At 72.0% G+C, this 24294-nt stretch carries 20 protein-coding genes and 1 pseudogene; 4 read left to right on the top strand and 17 right to left on the bottom strand.

Annotated features, from left to right (window positions below):
• Positions 1-607: 607 nt before the first annotated feature.
• From FH609_RS08535 to glnII, 6 genes are all read right to left on the bottom strand, one after another.
• On the bottom strand, positions 608-1255 hold the full coding sequence (locus tag FH609_RS08535; protein WP_122183593.1) for a response regulator: 648 nt from the start codon (positions 1253-1255) through the stop codon (positions 608-610).
• A gap of 180 nt (positions 1256-1435) precedes the next feature.
• Positions 1436-2506, bottom strand: coding sequence for a phosphatidylinositol-specific phospholipase C domain-containing protein (locus FH609_RS08530; protein ID WP_139666359.1), 1071 nt, complete (start codon positions 2504-2506; stop codon positions 1436-1438).
• A gap of 264 nt (positions 2507-2770) precedes the next feature.
• Complete coding sequence (locus tag FH609_RS30985) at positions 2771-4867, bottom strand: serine/threonine-protein kinase (protein ID WP_226961514.1); 2097 nt, start codon at positions 4865-4867, stop codon at positions 2771-2773.
• A 216-nt stretch (positions 4868-5083) separates the two neighbouring features.
• Positions 5084-5659 carry a GrpB family protein gene (locus FH609_RS08520; protein WP_139666361.1) on the bottom strand — a complete coding sequence of 192 codons (576 nt, stop codon included), beginning with the start codon at positions 5657-5659 and terminating at the stop codon, positions 5084-5086.
• Between the two features lie 87 nt (positions 5660-5746).
• Positions 5747-7045: a sensor histidine kinase gene (locus FH609_RS08515; RefSeq protein WP_139666362.1), complete on the bottom strand. Its 1299-nt coding sequence runs from the start codon at positions 7043-7045 to the stop codon at positions 5747-5749.
• A gap of 773 nt (positions 7046-7818) precedes the next feature.
• Positions 7819-8841: a glutamine synthetase gene (glnII, locus tag FH609_RS08510; RefSeq protein WP_139666363.1), complete on the bottom strand. Its 1023-nt coding sequence runs from the start codon at positions 8839-8841 to the stop codon at positions 7819-7821.
• A 409-nt stretch (positions 8842-9250) separates the two neighbouring features.
• Here glnII and FH609_RS08505 point away from each other — a divergent pair, with 409 nt between their 5' ends.
• Entirely contained in the window at positions 9251-10159 is a 909-nt protein-coding gene (locus FH609_RS08505; protein WP_139666364.1) for a Gfo/Idh/MocA family protein, read from the top strand.
• Positions 10160-10194: 35 nt separating this feature from the next.
• On the opposite strand, the gene FH609_RS08500 is transcribed toward FH609_RS08505, so the two are convergent.
• From FH609_RS08500 to FH609_RS08475, 6 genes are all read right to left on the bottom strand, one after another.
• The gene (locus FH609_RS08500; RefSeq protein ID WP_139666365.1) at positions 10195-11193 is read right to left on the bottom strand and encodes a helix-turn-helix domain-containing GNAT family N-acetyltransferase; all 999 of its coding nucleotides are present in this window, start codon (positions 11191-11193) and stop codon (positions 10195-10197) included.
• 165 nt (positions 11194-11358) lie between these two features.
• A complete protein-coding gene (locus FH609_RS08495) occupies positions 11359-11760 on the bottom strand; it encodes a DUF2795 domain-containing protein (RefSeq protein WP_139666366.1) in 402 nt (133 codons plus the stop codon).
• Between the two features lie 291 nt (positions 11761-12051).
• Complete coding sequence (locus tag FH609_RS08490; RefSeq protein ID WP_226961492.1) at positions 12052-12630, bottom strand: TetR/AcrR family transcriptional regulator; 579 nt, start codon at positions 12628-12630, stop codon at positions 12052-12054.
• 243 nt (positions 12631-12873) lie between these two features.
• A complete protein-coding gene (locus tag FH609_RS08485) occupies positions 12874-13443 on the bottom strand; it encodes a hypothetical protein (RefSeq protein ID WP_139666368.1) in 570 nt (189 codons plus the stop codon).
• A 164-nt stretch (positions 13444-13607) separates the two neighbouring features.
• On the bottom strand, positions 13608-14759 hold the full coding sequence (gene rsgA, locus FH609_RS08480) for a ribosome small subunit-dependent GTPase A (protein WP_139666369.1): 1152 nt from the start codon (positions 14757-14759) through the stop codon (positions 13608-13610).
• A gap of 353 nt (positions 14760-15112) precedes the next feature.
• A complete protein-coding gene (locus FH609_RS08475; protein WP_139666370.1) occupies positions 15113-15940 on the bottom strand; it encodes an alpha/beta fold hydrolase in 828 nt (275 codons plus the stop codon).
• Between the two features lie 297 nt (positions 15941-16237).
• Between FH609_RS08475 and FH609_RS08470 the strand changes: the two genes are divergently transcribed.
• Positions 16238-17143 (top strand): transglutaminase-like domain-containing protein, encoded by a 906-nt coding sequence (locus FH609_RS08470; RefSeq protein ID WP_139666371.1) that lies wholly within the window; start codon positions 16238-16240, stop codon positions 17141-17143.
• Between the two features lie 115 nt (positions 17144-17258).
• On the opposite strand, the gene glnA is transcribed toward FH609_RS08470, so the two are convergent.
• A complete protein-coding gene (gene glnA, locus FH609_RS08465; RefSeq protein ID WP_139666372.1) occupies positions 17259-18674 on the bottom strand; it encodes a type I glutamate--ammonia ligase in 1416 nt (471 codons plus the stop codon).
• Positions 18675-18871: 197 nt separating this feature from the next.
• On the opposite strand from glnA, the pseudogene FH609_RS08460 reads away from it, so the two are divergent.
• A pseudogene (locus tag FH609_RS08460) lies at positions 18872-19333 on the top strand (RDD family protein); the annotation flags it as partial.
• Positions 19334-19545: 212 nt separating this feature from the next.
• Here the strand turns inward: FH609_RS08460 and FH609_RS08455 are convergent.
• The 4 genes from FH609_RS08455 to lipB form a co-directional block, all read right to left on the bottom strand.
• Complete coding sequence (locus tag FH609_RS08455) at positions 19546-20259, bottom strand: DUF4191 domain-containing protein (RefSeq protein ID WP_122183579.1); 714 nt, start codon at positions 20257-20259, stop codon at positions 19546-19548.
• 42 nt (positions 20260-20301) lie between these two features.
• On the bottom strand, positions 20302-20529 hold the full coding sequence (locus FH609_RS08450; RefSeq protein ID WP_139666374.1) for a hypothetical protein: 228 nt from the start codon (positions 20527-20529) through the stop codon (positions 20302-20304).
• 190 nt (positions 20530-20719) lie between these two features.
• The gene (lipA, locus tag FH609_RS08445) at positions 20720-21661 is read right to left on the bottom strand and encodes a lipoyl synthase (protein ID WP_139666375.1); all 942 of its coding nucleotides are present in this window, start codon (positions 21659-21661) and stop codon (positions 20720-20722) included.
• A gap of 72 nt (positions 21662-21733) precedes the next feature.
• The gene (gene lipB / locus FH609_RS08440; RefSeq protein ID WP_264372752.1) at positions 21734-22576 is read right to left on the bottom strand and encodes a lipoyl(octanoyl) transferase LipB; all 843 of its coding nucleotides are present in this window, start codon (positions 22574-22576) and stop codon (positions 21734-21736) included.
• A 166-nt stretch (positions 22577-22742) separates the two neighbouring features.
• Between lipB and FH609_RS08435 the strand changes: the two genes are divergently transcribed.
• Entirely contained in the window at positions 22743-24284 is a 1542-nt protein-coding gene (locus tag FH609_RS08435) for a regulator (RefSeq protein ID WP_139666377.1), read from the top strand.
• The last annotated feature ends 10 nt before the right edge of the window (positions 24285-24294 follow it).

Genomic DNA, 24294 nt, shown 5'->3' with positions numbered 1-24294 from the left:
TGCGGACACCAATGTTGCGGGCCACAGGTAACCGGAGAGGCGGTCCGGTTGGCCAGGGGCGCGACGGTGGTCGTGGGTGGGGGTTACGCGGGCCAAATGGAGTGCGGAGGCGTTCTCCGGTTGGCCGTGCCGCCGATGCGCGCCGGCTGTGAACGGCGGCCGGTGTGCGGGGCGCGGAGAAGGTCTCCGCCTGGCCGTGCCCCGGCGGCAGGCCGCCCGCGTCGAAGTCTCGCCGCGCGGCGGCCCGTTCGCCCGGCCCTTGCCGCGCCAGGCGACGGCGGCCGGGGTCCGTGCTCAGGTGGTTCGCCCGTGCGGCCGGGCCAACTGTCGGGCAACCCCCGTCCGCCGGCGGCCCCTTGCTCTGCGACTCCGCCGCCGCATCGGCCGAGCCGCGCCAACGCCCGGCCCCAGGCCCGGCCGACCCGCAATGCCCGAGTCCAGCCGGCGGCCCGCCTCCGGGCCCGGCACCACGCACCACACTCCCCGAGAGAAGCACCCCGGCAGGGCCGCGGCCGCCACCACGAACCGTCCCGGCGGGTGCGGCCCCCGGGGCCGCACCCCACCAGAACCCCGCTGCGCCGCCCGCGCCGAGGGCTTTCGTCGAGGGCTACCGCTCCAGGTAGGCCAACACCGCGAGCACGCGACGGTTGTCGTCGTCGGACGGCGGAAGGCCGAGCTTGGCGAAGATGTTGGACGTGTGTTTCGCGACCGCCCGTTCCGTGACCACCAGACGTTCGGCGATGGCGGCGTTCGACCGGCCCTGGGCCATCAGCTCGATCACCTCCAGCTCGCGCGGCGTCAGCTTCTCCAGCGGCGAACCGTGGCTGCTGCGCTGCGCCAGCAGCTGCTGAATGACCTGCGGGTCCATCGCCGTGCCGCCGCTGGCGACCCGGCGCACCGCGTCCACGAACTGGTCGGCGTCGAAGACCCGGTCCTTGAGCAGGTAGCCGACGCCGCCGGCGCCGTCGGCCAGCAGCTCGCGCGCGTACAGCTGCTCCACATGCTGGGACAGGACCAGCACCGGCAGCCCCGGTTGCTCGCGGCGCGCCTGGAGCGCGCACTGGAGGCCCTCGTCGGTGAACGACGGCGGCAGCCGCACGTCCACCACGGCCACGTCCGGCTTCAACTCGGCGAGGGCCCGGGTGAGTTCGGGCCCGTTGTCCACGGCGGCCGCCAGTTGGAAACCGTGTGCCTCCAGGAGCCGGACGAGACCATCCCTGAGTAGAAACAGGTCTTCGGCGACAACTACCCGCACGGAACTCTCCGTCTCCTGAACGTTTGCCGACCAGTGGAGCAGGGCCCCAGTGGAGCAGGGCCCCGGTGGGGCCCGGCCGGCCCCTAGCCTATGCCGTTCGAGGCCAGGCCAGGCCCTACCGGCCCGACCCGAAGGGGCCCGGCCCACCGGCGCGGTCGCCCGGGTGGTCGGGGTGGCGCGTCAGTGGGGGACGACCGTGGAGAGCACCGAGGGCAGGCCGGTCCAGTCGGAGCTGGCGACCGCCGCGCCGCCGGCGGCCAGCCGGTTGACGCGCTCCAGCGCCTCCGCCTCGCTCGGGTCGGTGTTCGAGATGGGTGGGGCGACATTGTGGGCGTCGGTCATCACCAGCAGGTAGTTCCGGTCGGTGTACCAGCCGGTGTCCACCGAGCCGAGGAACGTGGCGGCGTCCCCGTCGAAGACCACGAACCACGGGCGGATCGACTCTTCGTACCGGTTCACCCGGGGGTCGTCGCCGGCCTCGGCGCCGTGCACGGCGGGGAAGGCCACCGCCTGCCCCAGGTTGCCCGAGGCGGACAGGTCCCGCAGGTGGCGGCCGTACTCGACGTCCGTCCACAGGTTGTCGAGGGGATTCCCCTCCTCGACGGTTCCGGGAATCAGATGGATGAGGAACTTTCCGGCCAACGCGTCGCGGCTGGGCCAGCCGTCGGCGGTGACGGCCGCGTCCAGCGTGGGGTGGTCGCCGGTCAGGTCGGCCGGCCGGAGGAGCGCGTCGCCGAGCGCTTCGTTGACCAGCGCGTCGAAGGCGGCGGGCCCGCGCCCGAGATTGTCGGCGAAGCCGTCCTTCATCTCGAGCTTCAACAGGATCGGCCGATGGCCGGGGTTGGCGTCGTGCCAGGTCCGAAGGTCGGCCAGGCAGGCGGCCAGGTTCTGGTCGCGGTCTCCGCTGCGCAGGCCGTCGGGGGTGGTGGCGCCGACGCAGTTGTTCTCGTTGGTGAACGGGCTGTTGTGGCCGACCCGCCAGCCTGAGCCGAAGAAGTTGGTCCAGACGTCGATCTCGATCATGCCGGCGCCGGAGTCCAGGGCGTCGGCGAGATAGGGGAACGCGCTCTGGAGATAGGCGTTGTGCACGCCGACCGAGGTGCTCGCCGAGTAGGGCGCCTGTCCGGGCTCGGCGGCTTGCACCCCGCCCGCGCCCACCAGCAGAACGCCGACCCCGCCGACGGCCACCGCGCCGCCGCCGAACCACCTTCGCGGGCCCGTCCCGTTCGCCGTCCGGTGCCTTGACCTCATCGACCTGTTCATCCGCGCCACCTTCGCTGGGTGAGGAGGAGCTGTGGGGGCGTGCGCGCGTCCACGACGCACAACACGGCGCCAGCGTAGGCGAGTTGTCATGCACGCGCGATGATCCGAGGGCGAACTCCGGTGGCACGGCGGATGGCCGCTCCGCTTGGAGCCGGCGGGGCGAATGCGGAGAAGCGGCCCGGCGGCCTGCGGGAACGGAAACGGAGATCGCGTCCGTTTCGGCTCCCGTCCCGGTCGACCGCCGAGCCGCCCTCAGTCGTCGCCGCCCCCGCCGCCCCCACCGTTCACCGAGGCCGTGTCGATGGCGCACTCGGGGATGCCCCAGCGGTCCAGCAGCGTCGCGTAGGTCCCGTCCTCGATCAGCAGGTCGATCGCCTCGGCGACGGCGTCGCGCAGCGTCGTCTGGTCCGGCGGGACGCCGACGCCACGGAACCCCCTCTCGGCCGAGTCGAGCGCGACGGTCAGGCCAGTGCCGGGGTGCTCATGGAGATAGCGCGCGCCCTGCGAGTAGAGCAGCACCGCCACGTCCGCCTCGTTCTCCTGGAGTGCCTCGACCATGTCGTCCCTGCTGGGGACGGGCAGCAGTTCCACCGGCTCCGCGCAGTGCGCGGTCGACTCGGTGACGACCTCCTGGAGATAGGCGTCGTCATAGGAGGTGACCCGCAGCCCGCACAGCTCCGCCAACTCGCCCGAGCGCTGCGGGTCGTCGCTCATCACCGCGAAGCCGTCACCGAAGTGGTTGACGAAGTCCAGGCCCAGGTCGCGGCGTCGCTCGGCGGTGTCGGTGAACCCCGACATCACGACGTGCCCCGGCGTCTCCGCGCTGTTCCGCAGCGCTCCCTCGACGGCGGTCGGTCGGTCGTCGGTCAGGGTGAACACCGCCTCGACGCCGAGTCGTTGGGCCATCGCCACCGCGAGGTCCATTTCGAAGCCGACCGGCTCGCCGTCCTCCTCGTAGAGGACCGGGTTGTGGCGTTCGGTCACCCAGAAGGTGAGTTCGCCCGCCTCCCGCGCCTCGGCCGGCAGCAGGCCGGCCAGCGGGGCGTCGTCGCTCGGACCGTCTGCGCCGCCGGCCGGGCCGTCCGGGTCCTCGGCGGCCGTGCCGCCCGTCTCGTCCCCCGTGCCGCCGTCGTCGCCGGAGGCGGCGAGGACGATCAGCGGTACGGCCACCACCAGGGCCGCGACGCCGGCCACCGCCGCCAGCACCGAACGCCGGCGCCGCGCGGGGTCGTTCGCGGCCGTGGTGCCGGCGGGCGCGTTCGGCGGGAACGTGGGCGCGGCGGCCGGCGGGGGAGAGACGCCCGGTGGGGGAGAGGCGTCCGCCGAGGGAGGGAAACCCGGTGGCGGAGAGGCGCTCCGGTACGGGGCCGGCGGCGGGGTGCCCGGCGGGGTCGGGCTCCCCCAGGCCGGCGGGCCGCTCACCGGCGCGTCGAAGTCGAGCAGCGCGGCGGCATCCTGACCGAGCCGTGCGGTCAACGCCGCCGGCAGCCAGAAGTCGTCTCCGGATCGCTCCCGGGCCACCGCCTCGATCTCGTCGACCGTGGGGCGCAGCCCCGGGTCCTTGGCCAGGCAACGCGCCACCAGCGCGCGCAGCTCACCGTGCAACGGGCCGTCGCTCGGCCCGAGTTGGGGCTCCTCGTGGAGCACCCGGTAGAGCACCGTGTGGGTGGAAGCGCCGTCCCAACTGAACGGGGCCCGCCCCGTCGCCGCATACGCCAGCACCGCGCCCAGCGCGAACACGTCGGTGGCGCCGCCGAGTTGGTCGCCCCTGATCTGCTCGGGCGGCATATAGCCGGGGGAGCCAACCAGCGAACCGGTGCGGGTCACCACGCTGGCGTCCGCCGCCCGGGCGATCCCGAAGTCGATGACCTTCGGGCCCTCAAGCGTCACCATGACGTTCGACGGCTTGAGGTCGCGGTGGATCAGGTCGCTGCCGTGGATGTCCCTCAGCGCCAGGGCCAGCCCGAACGCCAGCGCCCACACCGAGGTCGCCGGCAGCGGCCCGTGCAGTGACTCCACCACCTGCCGCAGCGGCGGCCCCGCCACATAGCCGGTGGCGACCCATGGCACCGCCGACTCCGTGTCGCTGTCCAACACGGGCGCCGTCCACAGCCCGCCGACCCGCCGCGCCGCCCGCACCTCGGCGCGGAACCGCAGCCGGAACTCCGGTTCGCGCGCCAGGTCTCCGCGCACCACCTTGAGCGCCACCATCCGGCCGCCCGTCGAACGCCCCAGATAGACCTGGCCCATTCCACCGGCGCCCAGCCGCCCCAACAGCCGATACGGACCGACGGCCGCCGGGTCGTCGGGGCCCAGGGGCGCGGGGCCGAGAGCCCCACCCGGCCGCATCTCCGCCACGTGCCGCCTCCTCGAAGCGTTCACCGCGCCCGCCCCTCGACGAGCGTCACGATCGTAACCGCCCGACTCCTCAGCGCAGGGGCGCTCCACAAAGCCCCACTCGGATAGGCACAGTTGACCGAAAAGCCATGCCGCGCCGTCGGTGGCTGAACCGGAGATGGTCTCCGAAAGACCCGCCGGCTCGTCAGCCGCCGCCCGGTCCTCCCGTCAGCTCTCCCGCCAGCCGGTCGTCGCGGCCCAACGTTCCGCCGCCCCCATCAGCACCGCCGTGGCCGGTGCCTTGATCTGGCCGTAGTCCGTCAGGTCGCGAACGCTCCCGGCTAGCCGGATCTTGAACGCTCCCCACGCGTCGCGCGCCGCCGCGTCCGCCAGCAGATAGTCGCGGAACAGCAGCGCGAACCGGGCGTTGGGGCCGCCGTGCGCCCGCACATGGACGTTGCAACGCTCCGCCGCGCCGACCGGCGGCGCGAACACCAGCTTGGGGTGGGTCGCCCCGTTCGCCGTCTCACTCCGGTTCCACGGCTCGGGCCGCAACCGGTAGCCGAGGGCGGTCAACGGCGGGACCAGCGACGCCGGTTGGGGCGGGCCGGCGACCCTGATCTGAAGGTCGACGCAGTCCTTGGCGGCCAGCCCGGGCACCGATGTCGACCCCACATGGTCGATCGCCAACGCCAACGGGCCGAGCGCGCCGCCCAGTTCGACCGCCAGCCGGGCGAACCTCGTCGCCCACGCGGCCCGGTGGGGCACCACCTCGACCGGCGCCACCTCGTCGGGAAACGGCATCCGTAACACCTCTCCGCTTGCCGTCCCGCACGTGACCGCCGTCCCGCACGTGACCCTCGCCCCGCGTCCGGGCCCCGCGCCTGGCCGCTACTCGGCCCGTACCTGGCCGCGCCGGGCCAGGCTGCACGGGATCTCGATGGTGACCAGTGTCGGCCCGCCCTCGGGGCTGCTGATGGCCAGCACCCCGTCGAACGCGCCCAGCCGCCGTTGCAGGCCGCGCAGCCCGCTGCCACCCTCCAGCGATGCGCCGCCCCTGCCGTTGTCGGTGATCGCGACCCGCAGGGTGCGTTCCTTGCGGTTGTAGTAGATGTCCAGCCAGATCCGCTCGGCCCGCGCGTGCTTGGCCGCGTTGGTCAGCACCTCGCTGATCGCGAAGTAGGCGGCGGACTCCACCGGTTCCTCCAAGCGGCCCGGCAACTCCACGTCCACCTCGACCGGAACCTGCATCCGCAGGGCCAACGCCCGCGCCGCGTCGCCCAGTCCGCGCTCGGCCAGCACCGGCGGGTGGATGCCGCGCACCAAGTCGCGCAGCTCGGTCAGCGCCTCGGCGGAGTTGGCCCGCGCCTGCGCCAGCATCCGCTTCGCCTCGTTCGGGTCCTTCTCGATCAGCGCCTCCACCGCGCCCAGGCTCATGCCCATCGCCACCAGCCGAGCCTGCGCCCCGTCGTGCAGGTCGCGTTCGATGCGCCGCAGCTCGGCCGCGGAGTCGTCCACCGCGTCGTGGCGGGTCTCCTGGAGCCTGGCCACCCGCTGCGCCAGCAACTGTTTCTCCGGCGCCCCGATCATCACCCGCACGAAGTGGAAGTGCAGCGCGATCAGCCGGGTGTTGTAGCGCAGCCCCAGCACGATGAACGCGAGCCCGACCAGCCCCGCCAGCATCGCCGTGAAGAAGCCGGAGACCGGGACGAACGCCCACCAGAACGTGCCCACCGTGTTCACGATGGGCACCCAGACGCCGGCCGCGAAGACCAGGCCCCACAGGCCGTAGGAGAGCAGCCCGAACGGCAGCAGCGCCAGCACGAAGCCGACCACCCCGTCGGGCAGCAGCCACAGCACGTCACGCCAGGTGGCGGGGTCCTTCAGCAGTTGGATCGCGCGGTAGACCTGGCCAGCGATGCCGCCGCGCGGATCGTGCGGCAGCGGCCGGTAGGCGTCGGGGATCGAGATCCCGCACCAGGAGTCGGCGAACTGCCGTCGCTGGTTGGCGTTGGCCCGGATCGCGGGCACCAGCACCGGGACGGCCAGCAGTCCCACGCCCAGGGGCACCAGCACCAGGGACACCACGAAGAGGGCGAACAGCGTCAGCGACGCGCCTAGCGACAGCAGCATCAGCAGCAGCCCCTGGGCCGCCGCCAGCAGGCCGTTCCCCGGCCGTTCCCGTCTCATCTCGTCGTTGACCCTTCCACTCACTCGCACCGCCCCCGTGTGCCCACAAGTCTCACTCGCTGAAAGGGGGAGCGTAACGGGGGCAGACCCCGAAAGCCCGGTGGCGCTGGATACACCTCGCGCACCGTCCGAGACCGGAAGCCCCGTCGCGATCTTGCGGAGAGGTTCTCCGGGGCGGCTTTCCGACGGGTACCCAGGGCAGGTTCCGGAGGGGTTCTCCGAGAGGGCCCGTTCGCAACGGTCTCCCGAGCGGCTTCCGGAGACGTTCTCCGGCAGGACCTTCCGGAGGGCGCCCCGGGGAGGCCTGGTGGAGAGGGTCTCCGGAACCGGGTCCCCGGTGGGAGCGGGAACTCCTCTCGGACGGCATTCCGGAGCGGTTCTCCGCAACCGCCCTCCGGCGCCCCTCCCGGCAGTAGCGTTCCGGAGAAGCTCTCCGCAACGGCCACACGGAGCGGGCTCAGCGGAGCGGTTCTCCGGAAGCGACCTCCTGGAGGCAACCTTCCGGAGAGGCGCTCCGAAACCGTCTTCCGGAGAGGTGCTCCGGAAAAGCCTGCCGGGAGTTGGGACCTCGCAGGGCGGCCGTCCGTGGAGCGACTTTCCGGAGCGGTTCTCCGTTCAAGGGGCCGGGCGCACACCGAAGGCGCCCGCCTCGGACGAGCGCCTTCGATGTGATTCCCCCGATGCCACGCCCGAGCTGTTGGCCGTGGGCCGAGGGAGTTCGTGGGGCCGGTCGAACTGACCCGGGCCTGACCGGAGAACCGCTCCGGCGACGGTCAGACCTGGCCGGCCTGCTCCAGGTCGGTGCAGCAGGTCTCCACCATCAGGCGGGTTACCACATACGGGTCGCAGTTGGCGTTCGGACGGCGGTCCTCGATGTAGCCCTTCTTGTCCCGCTCCACCTGCCAGGGGATGCGGACCGAGGCGCCACGGTTGGAGACCCCGTAGCTGTACTCGTTCCACGGCGCGGTCTCGTGCGCCCCGGTCAGCCGGTCCTCGACACCGGTCCCGTAGTTGCGCACGTGGTGCAGCGGCTTGCCCTCCTTGCCGAGAGCGTCACACGCGGTGATGATCGCGTCATAGCCCTCGCGCATCGCCTTCGTCGAGAAGTTGGTGTGCGCGCCGGCGCCGTTCCAGTCCCCCTTGGCAGGCTTGGGGTCCAGCGTCGCGGAGACCCCGAAGTCCTCGGCCGTGCGGTACAGCAGCCAACGGGCCACCCACAGCTGGTCGGAGACCTCCAGCGGGGAGAGCGGCCCCACCTGGAACTCCCACTGGCCCGGCATCACCTCGGCGTTGATGCCGGAGATGCCCAGGCCGGCCGCCAGACAGTTCTCCAGGTGCGCCTCGACGATGTCCCGACCGTAGATCTCGTCGGCGCCGACGCCGCAGTAGTAGCCGCCCTGCGGCGCGGGGAAGCCGTTCTCCGGAAAGCCCAGCGGGCGCGAGCCCTTGAAGAAGGTGTACTCCTGCTCGATGCCGAAGATCGGCTCCTGAGCGGAGAACCTCTCCGCCACCGGCCGCAGCTGCGCCCGGGTGTTGGAGACATGCGGGGAGTCGTCCTCGGTGTTGTAGACCTCGCACAGCACCAGCAGGTGGTTTCGGCCCCGGATCGGGTCCGGGTAGCTGGCCACCGGCTTGAGCACACAGTCCGAGTCGTGCCCCTCGGCCTGGTTGGTGCTCGACCCGTCGAAGCCCCACACCGGCGGCTCCGCGCCGTCCGCCAGGATCTTGGTCTTGGAACGCAGCTTGGCGGTCGGCTCCGTGCCGTCGATCCAGATGTACTCGGCCTTGTAGCTCACGGTGGGGACTCCTTGGGAGGTCAACGCGGTTGCTTCGCGGGTGCTTGCGCGGGACTTCACGGGACTGCGCGGGGGGCGTCCGCCGGCGCCTTCGCCTGCGCGCCTCGCCGGTGTGGATGGCGTGCCGCTTCGAACGTTGGGCACACCATCGCCAGCGGCGATTGCCCTTCCGTTGCCCGGTTGTTAAGCCACTGTGAACGAGTTGCCGATCCGGCCCGGGGCCGGCTGTGCGGGCCCGGGAGCGAGATCGTTAGGGTGGGGCGGCGCCTCCGGCCGCCGGGCCCCGGCGCCTCGGCGCCGCCACGGCAGCACCGTGGCACGGCGCGACGGCGGACGGCGTGGCGAACAACGCGTGGTCGCGGCGTCACGGCAGACGAAGCGCCGAACAAGCGAGAGAGGCGTGCACAGGATGAGGATTGGCCTGCTCGGCACCGGCCCCTGGGCCGGCGTCACCCACGGCCCCGGCCTGGCGGAGCATCCCGAGGTCGAACTGGTCGGCGTCTGGGGCCGCAGGCCCGAGGCGGCCGCCGAGTTGGCGACCACGCTGCGCACCCGCCCCTACGACACCCCCGAGGCGCTCTTCGCCGACTGCGAGGCGGTCGCCTTCGCGCTGCCGCCCGACGTGCAGGCGCCGCTCGCGGTGCGCGCCGCCGAGGCCGGCTGTCACCTGCTGCTGGAGAAGCCGGTGGCCACCACCGTCGACGGCGCCCGCGCGGTGGCCGAAGCCGTGGCCGCGCACGACCGCGCCTCGGTGGTCTTCTGCACCTTCCGCTTCGCGCCGGAGACCTCCTCCTGGGTGGCGGCGCAGAGCGGCACCGAGGGCTGGCTGACCGGCAGCGTCCAGGCGTTCGCCGCGCTCTTCGGCGGCCCCGAGGAGCCGGAGTCGGCCACGCCCTGGCGCCGCGAACGCGGCGCGCTGTGGGACATCGGGCCGCACGCCCTCTCGCTGCTGCTGCCCCCGCTGGGCGACGTCGACCTCGCCTCGATCCGTGCCGCGCGGGGCCCGGACGACATGGTGCACGCGGTGCTTCGCCACGCATCGGGCGCCACCAGCACCCTGACCCTCAGCCTCTCGATGCCACCGCAGGCCGCCGGCTTCCAGGCCGAACTGCGCGGCGCCGCAGGCGTCTCGACCCTCCCCGAGTCGAGTGGCGGCACCCCGCTCCGCCCGTTCCAGCGTGCCGTTGACGCCCTGATCCAGGCGGCGAACGGCGGCCAACCCCACCCGTGCGACGCCCGGTTCGGCCTCCGCGTCACCGAGATCCTGGCGGCGATCGAGTCCGCGCTGGAGACCTCGCCGTCGGGCCGGAACGCCTAGAGCGCCGGACCCCGGACCGCTGAACTGCCGGACCGCTAGGCCGGGTTCCGGACTCCGTCGACCGGCCGGGTCAGGTCCAACGACCAGGTCTGGCCGGTCTCCCGGGGCCCGAAGCGGGTGTGCGGCGCGCTGTCCGTGAGCGTGAAGCCGGCCGCCTGGTAGAGCCGGCGGGCGCTGGCCAGGCACTCGTTGGTCCACAGCACCATCCGGCGGTAGCCGGCCCCGCGCGCGAAGTCGAGGCAACAGGCGACCAGCGCGCCCCCGATGCCGAGGCCGCGCGCGTGCGGCTCGACCAACAGCAGCCGTAGCCGCGCCGTTTCGGGATCGTCCGGTTCGGCGACGCAGAGGATCGACCCGACCGGTTCGCCGTCCCACTCCGCGATCCACGCGGCCTCGCGCGCCGCGTCCTGCTCGCGGGCGAACGTGGCCACGACATCGGCGACCAGCGCCTCGAAGGCCGCGTTCCAGCCGTACTCGGCGGTGTAGAGCGCGCCGTGCCGCTGGATCACCCACCCCAACTCGCCGGGCCCCGGCGGCCGGAGAAGGTGTCCGGTTGGGCGTCGGCGCAGTCCCAGCAGCAGCGTGACCACGCGCAGCGCGGCGCCGAGGCGCTCGCGTTCGGCGGCCGACAGGTCGCGGACCAGGGCTCCGGTTGTCTCCTGCGCCCTCCGGTCCAGCAGCCGAGCCGCCTCCCGGCCGGCGCCGGTCAGAGCGACCAACTGCCGGCGTGAGTCGGCCGGATCGTTCTGCCTGCCGACCAGGCCCCTGGCCTCGGAGCGCGACAGCAACCTGCTGAGCTGCCCGGCGTCCATGTCCAACCGTTCGCGGAGCGCCGCCACCGGCACCCGGCGCCCGGCGGCCAACTCGTAGAGCACCCGGGCCTCCGGCAGCGAGTGCCGGGTGCCCAGTCGGTGGCGGTAGTCCAGGGCGCCGATCAGCCGGGTGTACTCGCGGCTGAACTCCCGCAGCGAGCGCACCAGTTCCTCGTCGACCGGTTCCTCGGCGGAGCCGGCCGGCCTCGTTTGAGCATTCATTGACTCAGTCAAACGTATACGGCGCCCGCCCCACAACCCCCCGAGCGTCGCTGCCCGTCACCGAGCCCGCGAGCCCGCGAGCCCCCGAGCCCCGCCGGGCGCACAACGCCTCCGACGGGGCTCGGTTCGAGGTCTCCGGGGCTCGTTCGGGCCTCGGGGCCCCGTTCAGGCCCGGGGGTGGTGGCCCAGGGCGACCGCGACCTCCTGCACGTTCTGGTAGGCCAGCTCCTCGGGCAGGTCGGCGCGCACCGTCTCGATCAACGGCTCGGGCGCGTGGTTCTGGTCGAGCGCCGCGAGCACCTCGGGCCGGTCGGCGGGGAAGTCGGTCCGCCGCAGATAGCGGGCCAGCTCGAAGCGGAACGCCTCGTCGTCCCACTCCTCGGCGTTCGCCCCGGTGCCCGGTCGCACGGGCCCGTCCGCCAGCGGCGGATCGTCGTCGGCCGCCGGCTCGGGGTCGTGCCACTCCTCGACCCTCGACGGTCGCTCGCCGCGCAACATGCCCTGAAGCTCATGCTTCATCTCGTCGTCGCGACGCGGGCTGTACTGGTCGCTCCCACGCTGCTGCATGGCTTCCTCCTCACCACGTCGGGAGCGCCTCGGGTACCCGTCGCGGCCCTTCCCACACCGCGTACCGGGGACGGGAGGAGGGGCCGGGTGGTTTGCCGTCCCTCCGGGCGGGGAACTCGGTCAGTCCGGGTCGGTGAGCGGCCTGGCACAGGGAAAACGCACAAGCTCCGGGTCGGGGAAATCAGGGGCCCCGCCCGGAGTGTTCTCGCGCCCGCCATCCGCCACCGGTCCGTACCCCTTCTCCGTTTCCACCGGTCCACGGCCGGGGAACGGGTCACGCCCGTTGAACGGTCACGGCTGGGGTTCGCCGGCCGTCGCGCCCAGCAGGGAGTGCCAGGCGGAGTCGAGGCAGGTCTCCTCGTCATGGGCCGCCTCCGGCAGCACCGTGGGTATGGCGCGCGCCAGTTGGGCCCGGCCCAGCTGGTCGCAGTAGACGCGCAGGGCACGGTGGCGCGCCTCCTCCTCGGGGAGGGACAACGTGGCCCGCAGCAACGCGGTCAGCGCGTCCAGCCGTCGACTTATCACCCGTTCCAGCACCGCCGCCACGCGTGGCTGTCCGGCCTCGGCGAGCAGCGCGAGTTCGGTCGGGTCCCGGTGCGCGAGACCGGTCATGGTGCGCAGCAACTCCCGCCCCCGCGCGGCCGGTTCGCGTTCCCCGACGGAGACGGCCTCGCGCAGCTCGCGGGTGGAGCGGGCCTCCCAGCCGGCCAGCGCGGCGTCGATCAGGGCGTCACGATTGGTGAAGTGCCAGTAGAAGCTGCCCTTGGTCGCGCCGAGACGCGCGGCAAGCGGCTCGATGGCGATGGCGCTGAGACTTCCCTCGTCCCGCAGCGCGTCGAGCGCCGCTTCGGCCCAGTCCGCAGCCGTCAAACGGCGTCGGGCTCCCCGTCGTTGTGGCATGGGAGAAAGGTAACGTAAAGTTAAAACCATGCGGCGGCGTATGGTGATATGCCCCATAGGTTCGCCCACCGCAACCCGAGTTGTGCCCGGGGTCGGTCGGCCCCCCCCGTCGACCGACCCCGAAACACCCCCCACCGGCCCCCCTCGGGCCGCCTCCCCCGCTTCCCCCCTGTCTGTGCGCCCCAGACCCCCCCCAGCCCTCGGTCGGCCGCGCTACTTCTCGGCCTTCTCCAGGGAGCTGCCTTCCAGGCCGTCCTCGGTGGCGGGCGCCGGCCCCTTGGTGCGCACGCGCTCGACCTCATGCAGCGACTCGCGTAGATCGGCGAGCCAGGAGTCGGCGTTGCGCTCCACCAGCCGCACGCACCATGCCAGCGCGTCGCTCCGGCTGCGGGCCACGCCGCCGGCGATCAGCGTGTCGAGCACCAGCCGTTCCGGCTGCTTGAGGCGGGTCATCACCGGGGCCGAGATGTGGGTGAACATCTCCTGGCTGTGGCCGCAACGTGCCCCCCAGGACAGCTGTCGCCGGAAGCGGATCTGCGCCTCGCGCGCCACCTCGACCCGCTGCGCCCTGGTGCGCTCGCGGAACTCGGTGATGCGCCCCTGGCAGGCCGCCTCGTACTCGGTGATCGATGCCCCGGCGGGGAGGTCCGGCTCCGCTATCCGGCCGATCACCGTGATCTCCTCGCGGTCGGCCGAGACCTCGACCAGCTCGGTGAACCAGGACTCCGGCAGTCGACCGACGAACCAGCCGTGCAGCTCCTGCCGCCCCTTGTCTGTAATCATGTAATCAATATTACGCCTCGGCCGGGCCCCTCGGTCCAGCACCCCGTGTCACGGAACGGTCCCAACGCGCCAGAGGCGTCCGACAGTTGGTAGAAAACGGTCGAACGCCCCCGACGTCTCCCCGCGCACGTTGACCGGCGGGCCGGCGCCGCCGGCAGGACCGGTCAGCGCTGACGGTCGCGGAACCGGTAGGCCGCGCGCTGTGTGCGGGTGATCGACTTCCGGCGGTTGGCCTCCTCGGCGCGCAGCCGGGCGTCGGTGCGGGCCGCCGCCCAGGCGTTCTCGCGCAACAGCTTGCGATAGCTGGTCAGTCGACGCTCGGGCAGGGCGCCCGACTCGATCGCGGCCAGCACCGCACAGCCCGGCTCCGCCTGGTGCGCGCAGTCGGCGAAACGGCACTCCTCGGCCAACCCCTCGATGTCGGCGAAGACCTGGCCCAGGCCGTCGGAGGCCTCGAAGAGGCCGACCCCGCGCAGCCCCGGGGTGTCGATCAACACCCCGCCCTGCGGCAGCGGCAGCAACTCGCGGCGCACGGTGGTGTGTCGACCCTTGTCGTCCACGGCGCGGATGTCGCCGGTGGCGAGCGCCTCCTCGCCCAACAGGGCGTTGCCCAGCGTGGACTTGCCGGCGCCCGAGGTGCCCAGGAGCACCACCGTGCCGCTCAGCAGGGCGGCGAGCGCGTCCAGGCCCTCGCCGTTGAGCGCGCTGGTCGCCAGCACGTCGGCGCCCGGGGCGAGCGCGGCCGCCTCGTCCAACACCGCGTCGGGGTCGGCGGCCCGGTCGATCTTGGTGAGCGCCACCACCGGGCGGGCGCCGCTCTCCCAGGCCAGCGCCAGCAGGCGCTCCAACCGGCCGGCGTCCAGGGAACCGCCGGCCGGGACCGCGAGGACGACGGTGTCGACATTGGCGGCCAACACCTGGCTGTGGGAGTCGCGGGAAACCGTGGCCCGCACGATCGCGGTGCGGCGCGGGAGCAACGCCTCGAGGCGCGGCTGGGCGCCGTCCCGCAGCGCGGCCCAGTCGCCGGTGCAGGCGCCGGGCACGGCCGTGCTCTCGGCGCGCGTCGGGCCGGCGGCGGTGACCAGGTCGCACCGGCCCCGGTCGACCCGGACCACCCGGGCCGGCACCAGCCCGTCGTGCCCGTCGAACGCGGCGGCCCAGCCGTCGTCCCAACCGTGCGCGGCCAGCAGGCCGTTGGGGTCGAGGGGATCGACGGGGCCGTCAGGGCCGGCGGCGTCGTTGGCCTCACCGGACTCGTGGAGGGTGTTGAAGTCGTTGAAATCGTCGGTGGAACGCGAGAAGGAACGCGAACTCATGACAGCTGAGAACCCTTTGTGAAAGGGGCCCGCGCGACGGCGTGACGTCGGAACGCGTCGTCGGTCAGGCGGCGGCCGGGACCCGGGGGAGGAGAAGGACGGTCCGTGCGCTGCTCGGGGCAGGCTTCATCACCACAGCCATCAACCTCACCTCCCGCTCTCGGGGCCCTCAACGGGCCAGCGTCACAAGCGCGGTCACTGTACCACCGGGCACCGACACCCGACCCGCGCGAAAGCCGCCCAGGGGTCGGGCGAGGCCACACGAGGGCAGGGGCGAGGGCCGGGCGCCGGTGAGCGACGGCCGCCCGACCCCTCGCTTTCCACCGATCCCGGACCCCGCCCGCTCCGAGACGTCAGTGCTTCAGGAACACCAGCAGGTCCTCGTGGAACTTCTCCTTGAAGCCGGGCACGTTGGCCAGCCCGTGCGGCGCCCCCTCGTAGACATGGAGGGTCGCGTCCGGGATGATCTCGGCCGACTTCCGGCCGGCGGCGTCGATCGGCACGATCTGGTCGTCGTCGCCGTGGATCACCAGGGTCGGCACGTCGATGCGCCGCAGGTCCTCCGTGAAGTCGGTCTCGGAGAACGCCGCGACGCAGTCCAGCGCGCCCCGCACGCCGAGTTGCATGGCCATCAGCCAGAACGCGTACTTGTTGCCCTCCGTCACGTTGTTGTTCGGCCGGTTGGCGCCGAAGAACATCTCGGTCAGATCCAGATAGAACTGCGACCGCTCCTTGCGGATGCCGTCCCGGATCTGATCGAAGGCGTCGATCGGGGTGCCCTCGGGGTTCTGCGGGGTCCTGAGCATCAGCGGCGGCACCGCGCCCAGCAGCAGGAGCCGGCTGACCCGGTCGGTGCCGTGGCGGCCGATGTAGCGCGTCACCTCGCCGCCGCCCGTGGAGTGCCCCACCAGCGTGATGTCCCGCAGGTCGAGCTGCTCGATCACCTCGGCCAGGTCGTCGGCGTAGGTGTCCATGTTGTTGCCGTGCCAGGTCTGGGTGGAACGGCCGTGGCCGCGCCGGTCGTGGGCGATCCCGCGGTAGCCGTTCTCGGCCACGAGGTTGAGCTGGTCGTCCCAGACGTCGGCCTGGAGCGGCCAGCCGTGCGAGAAGACCACGGGCGGCCCGATGCCCCAGTCCTTGTAGTAGATGTGCGCTCCGTCGCGGGTCTTCACAAAGCTCATTGGTGCCTCCTCGGCTGCCTGCGCGCGGGCAGGCGCATACGGCTCGGCCGGCCCGGACCGCCGGGGCGCGAGGCCCCGATGCGGGCCGCTTCTTCGAACGTAGGCCGATAGGCCATTCGGTGCAAAAGCAGCCAAACCGCCCGGTAACCTCCGGCCCCCGGACCGTGCTCCCCGTCCCGCCGCGTGCGTCTCCGGAGCGAGTGGACCGCGCGAATCGGGGTGGACAGGAGGCGGCGAAATTTGCCACGCTGGGCCACCCTCCGTTATCGAACGAATTTACGAGGAAGTGGAGCGTTCATGCCCGTCCCCGCCCCCCTCGCGCCCGAGGTCGCCGCCTTCTACACCGCCCAGACCTCCTTCAGCGACCCGGGCCCGTTCGGCGAGGCATATGCCGCGCTCCCCGCCGACCCCGGCCAACTGGCCCGGGTCGCCCGCGGGTTGGTCATCCATCGGCTGGAGGGCGAACACCGGAACTACGCGATACCCGAGGACCGCCTCCACCACGAAGCCGAGACCCGCTACCTCGACGACATCCTCCGGATCATCCTCGACCGGAACGGCGCACCCCTGACCGAGGAACGCAGCAACGACGACCGTTTCGTCGGCATCTGCCGCGACTTCGCGTTGCTGCTCTGCTCGTTCCTGCGCCATGCGGGCATCCCCGCGCGGATGCGGTACGGCTTCGCCGACTACTTCGCCGACGACGGCTTCCACGCCGACCACGCCGTCACCGAGTACTGGGACGAGCGACGCGGCTGGCTGCTCGCCGACGCCAACGTCGCCACCGAACCCCCCGCCGGCATCGACCCGTTGGACGTTCCCCGCGACCGCTTCCTGACCGCCGGCGCTGCCTGGCGCGCGGTGCGGGCCGGCGAGGCCGACCCGGCGACCTTCGGCGTGCGCACCCCCGAGGTGACCATGGCGGGGGAGTGGTTCGTCAGCGCGGTCCTCTGCCTCGATCTGGCCATGCTCAACGGCACCGAGCCCCTGCTGTGGGACGTCTGGGGCGAGGACCCCACCGACGACGCCGACCTCACGGACGCCCTGCGCGCCCTCAACGACCGCATCGCCCAACTCACCGACCCCGAGGTCGACTTCGCGGCAGCGCGCGAGCTGTACCTCACCACCCCCGAGCTGCGCGCGCCACGGACCGTCCTCTCCCTGGCCTCCTTCCTCGGCCCCCGCGAGGTGACGCTGCGTTGAGCCGTGCCGCGCCCGTGGTCCACAACGGCGAGGGCCGCCACCCCCAGCCGTGGGGTGGCGGCCCTCGCCGTTGACCGTTCGCCGGCCTCGTCGTGCTCGCCGGCCTCGACGCGGCTTAGACGTCGAAGTACAGCTCGAACTCGTGCGGGTGCGGCCGGAGCTGCATCGGGGCGATCTCCTTCTCCCGCTTGAAGTCGATCCACGTCTCGATCAGGTCGGCGGTGAACACACCACCGGCCTGGAGGTACTCGTTGTCGCCCTCCAGCGCCTCCAGCACGGCCGGCAGCGAGGTCGGGACCTGCGGCACTCCGGCGTGCTCCTCCGGGGCCAGCTCGTAGAGGTCCTTGTCGATCGGCTCGGCCGGCTCGATCTTGTTCTTGATGCCGTCCAGACCCGCCAACATCAGCGCCGAGAAGGCGAGATACGGGTTGGAGGACGGGTCGGGCGCGCGGAACTCGACCCGCTTGGCCTTCGGGTTGGAGCCGGTGATCGGGATGCGCATCGCGGCGGAGCGGTTCCGCTGCGAGTACACCAGGTTGACCGGCGCCTCGAAGCCGGGGACGAGGCGGTGGTAGGAGTTCACCGTCGGGTTGGTGAACGCCAGCAGCGACGGGGCGTGCCTGAGGATGCCGCCGATGTAGTAGCGGGCGATGTCCGACAGCCCGGCGTAGCCCTGCTCGTCGTAGAAGAGCGGGGTCTCGCCCTGCCACAGCGACTGGTGGACGTGCATCCCGGAGCCGTTGTCGCCGAAGATCGGCTTGGGCATGAAGGTGGCGGTCTTGCCGTTGCGCCAGGCGACGTTCTTCACGATGTACTTGAAGAGCATCAGGTCGTCGGCGGCGGCCAGCAGGGTGTTGTACTTGTAGTTGATCTCGGCCTGGCCGGCGGTGCCGACCTCGTGGTGCTGGCGCTCGACCTTCAGGCCGGCGGCGGCCAACTCCAGGGAGATCTCGGCCCGCAGGTCCGCGAAGTGGTCGACGGGCGGGGCCGGGAAGTAACCACCCTTGTAACGGACCTTGTAACCCCGGTTGCCGCCCTCCTCGATGGCGCCGGTGTTCCAGGCGCCGGCCTCGGAGTCGATGTAGTAGTAGCCGGCGTTGGAACGGGTCTCGAAGCGCACGTCGTCGAAGACGTAGAACTCGGCCTCGGGGCCGAAGAACGCGGTGTCGGCGATGCCGGAGGAGGCCAGGTAGGCCTCGGCCTTCTTCGCCACGTTCCGCGGGTCGCGGCTGTACGCCTCGCCCGTGATCGGGTCGTGGATGAAGAAGTTGATGTTGATGGTCTTGTCCTTGCGGAACGGATCGACCCGCGCCGTGGACAGATCGGGAACCAGCGCCATGTCGGACTCGTGGATGGCCTGGAAGCCGCGGATCGACGATCCGTCGAACATCAGGTTCTCCGTCGGGTCGAAGGCCTCGACCGGAACGGTGACGTGCTGCATGATGCCCGGCAGGTCGCAGAAGCGGACGTCAATGAACTTGACGTCGTTGTCCGCGATGTACTTCTTGATCTCGTCGGCGTTTCGGAACATCCGATGTCCTCCTAGCCCCGACCCGGCAGGGCGGGGGATGTGCAGCTCGGGAATGGCCCGTCGCGAGGGCCTGCCGGGGCCGACCCTAGGTAGAGGCCATTTCTCGGGCATGACCCACTTGTTTCCCCAGTGTTAACCGGACTTCTCGCCGGATAGCCGGCGGCACGCCGGCACGGCGGCCGCGCTACCGTGGAGGCGTGGACAACCGGCAGGCAATAGGTTCGTGGCTCTCCGGCCCCCGTGCGGCGGCCGAGGACATGGGGATCGACTTCGGTTACCGGGGCGAGCGGTTGGGACTCCCCAGGGAGGGCCCGGGATCGGTCGCGACGGTGGGGCGGCGGGCCGCCGCCATCTGTGTGGACTGGGCGCTGTGCGCCGTGATCGCATACGGTCTGCTCGCCGGCGGGGACGTCGCCACGGCCAACAACTGGACGTTGGTGGTCTTCACGCTGATGTGTGTCCTCACCGTGGGCACGGTCGGGATGACGCCGGGCAAGCGGCTGTTGGGGCTGCGGGTGCTGCACCTGTCGGGGCAGCGCCTCTCGTTCCCCCGCGCGGCGCTCCGCTCGCTGCTGCTGTCGCTGGCGATCCCGGCCCTGGTCTGGGACCGCGACGGCCGTGGCCTGCACGACCGCGCGGCGGGCGCGGTCCAGGTGCGCTTCACCGGACAGGCCCCGGAGAGCCTCTCCGGACCGGCTGCGGACTCCGGACGGGCCCCGGAGGCCTCGGAGACCCCGGAGAAGAAGTAGCCGACATGGGTGGGAGGCCTCGGAGACCCCGGAGAAGAAGTAGCCGACATGGGTGTGGGGTGGGACGACGCCCGTCGTCCCACCCCACACCCATGTCGGCCGGGCTGGCCGCCGGTCGGCCCTCAGCGTCCGCGCCGGGGCGCCTGGTTGTTCCCCTTGAGTCGCATTCCGCCCTTGGGGAGAGGCCCCTTCGGGATCGGCATGTTGTTCATCAAATCCCCCATGGCGCGCAGCCGGTCGTTGACCTCGGTGACCCGAGGACCGGCCAGCACCTTGGGGTACTTCACGATCCGGCGCCGCAGCTCCTTCAGCTCCACCTGGCCCTCGCCCTTGCCCACGACCAGGTCGTGGACGGGGACATCGGAGACCACCCGGTTCATCCGGCGCTTCTCGGCGGCCATCAGGGTCTTGAGACGGTTCGGGTTCCCCTCGCCGACCAGGACCACACCGCACTTGCCGACCGCCCTGTGCACCACGTCCTGCTGCCGGTTGACCGCGATGGCCGGGGTGAAGACGATGCCCCGCCGCATGTTCTCCAGCACGGCGGCCGCCGCACCCGGCTGGCCCTCCATCTGGCTGAAGGCGGCCCGCTCGGCCCGGCGGCCGAACACGATGGCCGTGGTCAACAGCGCGACCAGGAAGCCCAGGATGCCCAGGTAGACCGGGTGTCCCCAGAGAATGCCAATGCCGAGAACGATCCCGAACGTGACAAGAAAGACCAGAGCCAGCCACAGGCCGATCCATCGATCGACCCGCTTGGCCATCTTGTAGGTCAGACCGATCTGCTTCAGCCGGCCTGGGTTCTCGGAATCCTGTTCCTTTTCCTTCCGCGCCATGCCGGTCAGTCTACGGCGCTCCCGGCCCCGCGCTCCCCCGGGTCAGGCACCCGGAGTGGGCAGCGCGGGCGGCGCCTGGCCGGCGTCGGCCGCGCGCAGGGCGCGCTCCGCCTCCCGGTGAGCGGCCGCCCGCTCCTGGTCCTCCCGCACCGCGGACCAGGCGTTCTCCAGAGCCGTGCGCCGACCGCCGGCCAACAGCCGTTCGTCCAGCGCCCGTAGGGCCCGGCCGACCCTCGGCCGCTCCCGGTGCACCAGCTCAACCAGACCCATCACAGCGCCCCTCCCCGTCGCCCCGGACCAGCCGGATCGGACCATCCCCGGTGCGTCCGCCCGCACCCCACGAACCCGCCATGGCTCGGCCATGGATGACGTCCCCCTCAATCGTTGCCCAACGGTATTTCCGCCCCGTGACCCCGGGGTCAACAGCCGGCGGCGCATCGCCGCCCCCGAGGTGCCGCTCCTACGCCACCTTCGGGGTGCCGCGCCGCTCGACGGCCTGACGGTAGAGCCGGCCGGCCCGGTAGGAGGACCGCACCAGCGGTCCCGACATCACCCCGGCGAACCCGATCTCCTCGGCCTCCTGCTGGAGTTCGACGAACTCGTCCGGCTTCACCCACCGCTCCACCGGGTGGTGCCGGGGGGTGGGCCGCAGGTACTGGGTGATGGTGATCAGCTCGCAGCCGGCCTCGTGCAGGTCGCGCAGCGCCTGGCTGACCTCCTCCCGGGTCTCGCCGAGGCCCAGGATCAGGTTCGACTTGGTGACGAGCCCCGCCTCGCGGGAGAGGGTCAGCACCCGCAGCGAACGCTCGTAGCGGAAGGCGGGACGGATGCGCTTGAAGATCCGCGGCACCGTCTCCACGTTGTGCGCCAGCACCTCGGGGCGGGTGGCGAAGACCTCGTCCAGCTGCTCGGGAACGGCGTTGAAATCGGGGATCAGCAACTCGACCCCGGTGCCCGGCATGGCCTGGTGGATCTGGCGCACAGTCTCGGCGTAGAGCCAGGCGCCGCCGTCGGGCAGGTCGTCCCGGGCGACGCCGGTGACCGTGGCGTACTTCAGGCCCATCTGGCGCACCGACTCGGCCACCCGCCGGGGCTCGTCCCGGTCGAGATCGGCCGGCTTCCCGGTGTCGATCTGGCAGAAGTCACAGCGCCTGGTGCACTGTTCGCCGCCGATGAGGAAGGTCGCCTCGCGGTCCTCCCAGCACTCGAAGATGTTGGGACAGCCGGCCTCCTGGCAGACCGTGTGGAGGCCCTCGCGCTTCACCAGCCCGTGCAGCGCCTGATACTCCGGGCCCATACGGGCACGGGTTTTGATCCACTCCGGCTTGCGTTCGATCGGCGTCTGACTGTTCCGGACCTCAAGACGCAGCATCTTGCGACCGTCTGGTGCGACAGCGGACACGTCCGGCTCCCTACGGCTTTCGATTCTTTGGCGTTCCCCAGCGTACGCCTCGGGAAGTGGGGGTGATCCCGGTCACACGGCCCTGGGCAGTGGGGTGGCCGCCGACCACACGGCGGTCAGGTGCTTCTCCACCACGGGCAGCACCTCGGCGACCGTGACGGGGCGGCCCAGCTCCTGGGAGAGCGAGGTCACCCCGGCGTCCCTGATGCCGCATGGCACGATCCGATCGAACCAGGTGTTGTCCGGATCGCAGTTGAGCGCGAAGCCATGCATGGTGACGCCCTTGGCCACGCGGATGCCGATCTGGGCCAGCTTGCGGTCCTCGTGACGCTGCCCGGCGTTGGACGGGGCGTACTCGGGGCCGCTGAGCCTGGGGTCGAACTCCTCGTCGTGCCGCCGTGGGTCGAAGTCCAGCGAGAGACCGCCGAGGCCGGCCCGGGCGCCCGCCACCTCGTCGCCCAGCACCCACACCCCGCTGCGGCCCTCGACCCGGGTGGTCTCCAGACCGAACTCGGCACAGACCCCGATCAACGCCTCCTCGAGACGGCGCACATGGGCCACCACATCGACCGGACGTGGCAACTTCATGATCGGATAGCCCACCAACTGGCCCGGCCCATGCCAGGTGATCTTTCCGCCGCGATCGACATCGATCACCGGGGTGCCGTCGAGGGGGCGCTCGCTGTCCTCCGTGCGCCGCCCGGCTGTGTACACCGACTGGTGCTCCAGGAGCAGGCAGGTGTCGGGGATCTCGTCCGCGAAGCGAGCGGTGTGCACCCGACGCTGCTCCTGCCAGGCGGCGTGGTACTCCACCGCCTCGGCTCCGAACCCCAGATGGACAAAGCGCAGCTCGTCCACTGCAACTCTCGCTTTCCGTACACGTGCTTGGCATACACGTTCTGGTGTGAGACGCACTGGCGCCTCGCACCAACTCTAAGCCCGGCCGACAACCACGAGGGGGGTGGCCTCCGGCTCACACATACGGATGAATCATCCGCCGTCGCGGCGTTGCGACCTGGCAGGACCGTTACATTCACGCCGTTCCAGCCGCACAGCCGTAAGGCAGGAGACCGCATCGCCGATGTCTACGGAACGACCCGGAGGCCCGGCCTCCCCGCAGTCCACCACGCCGCGCAACCCGAACCGACAGTTGGCCGCCCTGATCACCGAGGCGGGCTTCTCCCACGCCGGGCTCGCCAGACGCGTGGATCAACTTGGCCTCGAACACGGCCTCGACCTCCGGTATGACAAGACCTCGGTCACCCGCTGGCTGCGCGGTCAGCGCCCGCGTGGCACGACCCCGGCACTGATTGCCGAGGTGTTCACCCGCCGGCTGGGCCGCCGGCTCTCCGCCCAGGACCTGGGGCTCGAAGCCTGCGCCCCGGTCTACGCGGGCTTGGAGTTCGCCGGCAGCCCGGCCGAGGCGATCGACATCGTCGCCGGCCTCTGGCGGAAGGACACCGGGGGGTACGCGGAGCTGCGCAAGATCGCGTTCACCCCGGCCGGCCTCGTGGTGCCCAGTCGGGACTGGCTGATCGGCCGCCCCGACGAACGCGTCGCCCGGGGCGAGTCCCCGGACGGCGGCCCCGCGCACGATCCCCCCTCGCCCACCGTGCGAGTGCCCGAGCAACTGCGTGGCCACGGCCCGCTCGGCGCCGCCCGCGCCAACCCACGGATGCCACGCCCCAGCCGGATCGACCGGGTGGAGCGAGGGCCGGGCCAGCGGGTGACGGTGGGCGACATCGCCGCCCTGCGCTCGGTGGCCGACCTGTTCCGAGGTCTTGACCAGGCCTACGGGGGCGGCCACGCCCGACAGGCGCTGGTCCGCTACCTGGAGCACGAGTTGGAGCCCATGCTCCGGGGCAGCTACGGCGAGCAGACCGGCCGCAAGCTGTTCTCGGCCGCCGCTGAGCTGACCCGGCTCGCCGGGTGGACGGCCTACGACATCGCGGCCCACGGCCTCGCCCAGCGGTACTTCGTCCAGGCGCTGCGTCTGGCCCAGGCGGCGGGGGACCGCGGGTATGGGAGCTATGTCCTGGTGTCGATGAGTCGACAGGCCATCTACCTCGGTCACGGTCGGGAGGCCGTGCAGCTGGCCAGGGTGGCGCAGCAGGGGATCGCCAGCTCGGTGGCGCCGGTGGTCCAGGCGCTGCTGCACGCGGTGGAGGCGCGTGGCCACGGGCTGCTGGGTGAGGTCAGGTCATGCACCGCCGCCATGGCCAGGGCGGAACGGGCGCTGGAGGCGGCCCGGTCGGCGGAGGACGCGCCGCCATGGGCGCGCTTCTTCGACGAAGCGCAACTGGCCGACGAGTTCGGCCACTGCAACCGGGATCTGAAGCAGTACCGGGCAGCCGCCCGGCACGCGGAGCGCTCGCTTCAGCTGAGGCCCCCCGAGTACGCCCGCAGCCGGCTCTTCTGCCGGGTGGTGCTGGCGTCGGCCCGGCTGGGCCTGGGCGACGTGGAGCAGGCGTGCGCGCTCGCGGCGGAGGCGGCGCAGCAGGCCAACGAGATGCGCTCGGCACGCGCCCACGAGTACGTCCAGGACTTCGAACGTCGCCTGGAGCCGTTCCGGGACGCGGCGGCCGTCCGGGCCTACCGCGAGAAGACGGCGGTGCTGCGGTAGGCCCGGCCGG

It is taken from the genome of Streptomyces sp. 3MP-14, from assembly GCF_006334905.2.
GTDB classification, from domain to species: Bacteria; Actinomycetota; Actinomycetes; order Streptomycetales; family Streptomycetaceae; genus Streptomyces; species Streptomyces triticirhizae.
This window is presented reverse-complemented; position numbering and strand designations above follow the sequence as displayed.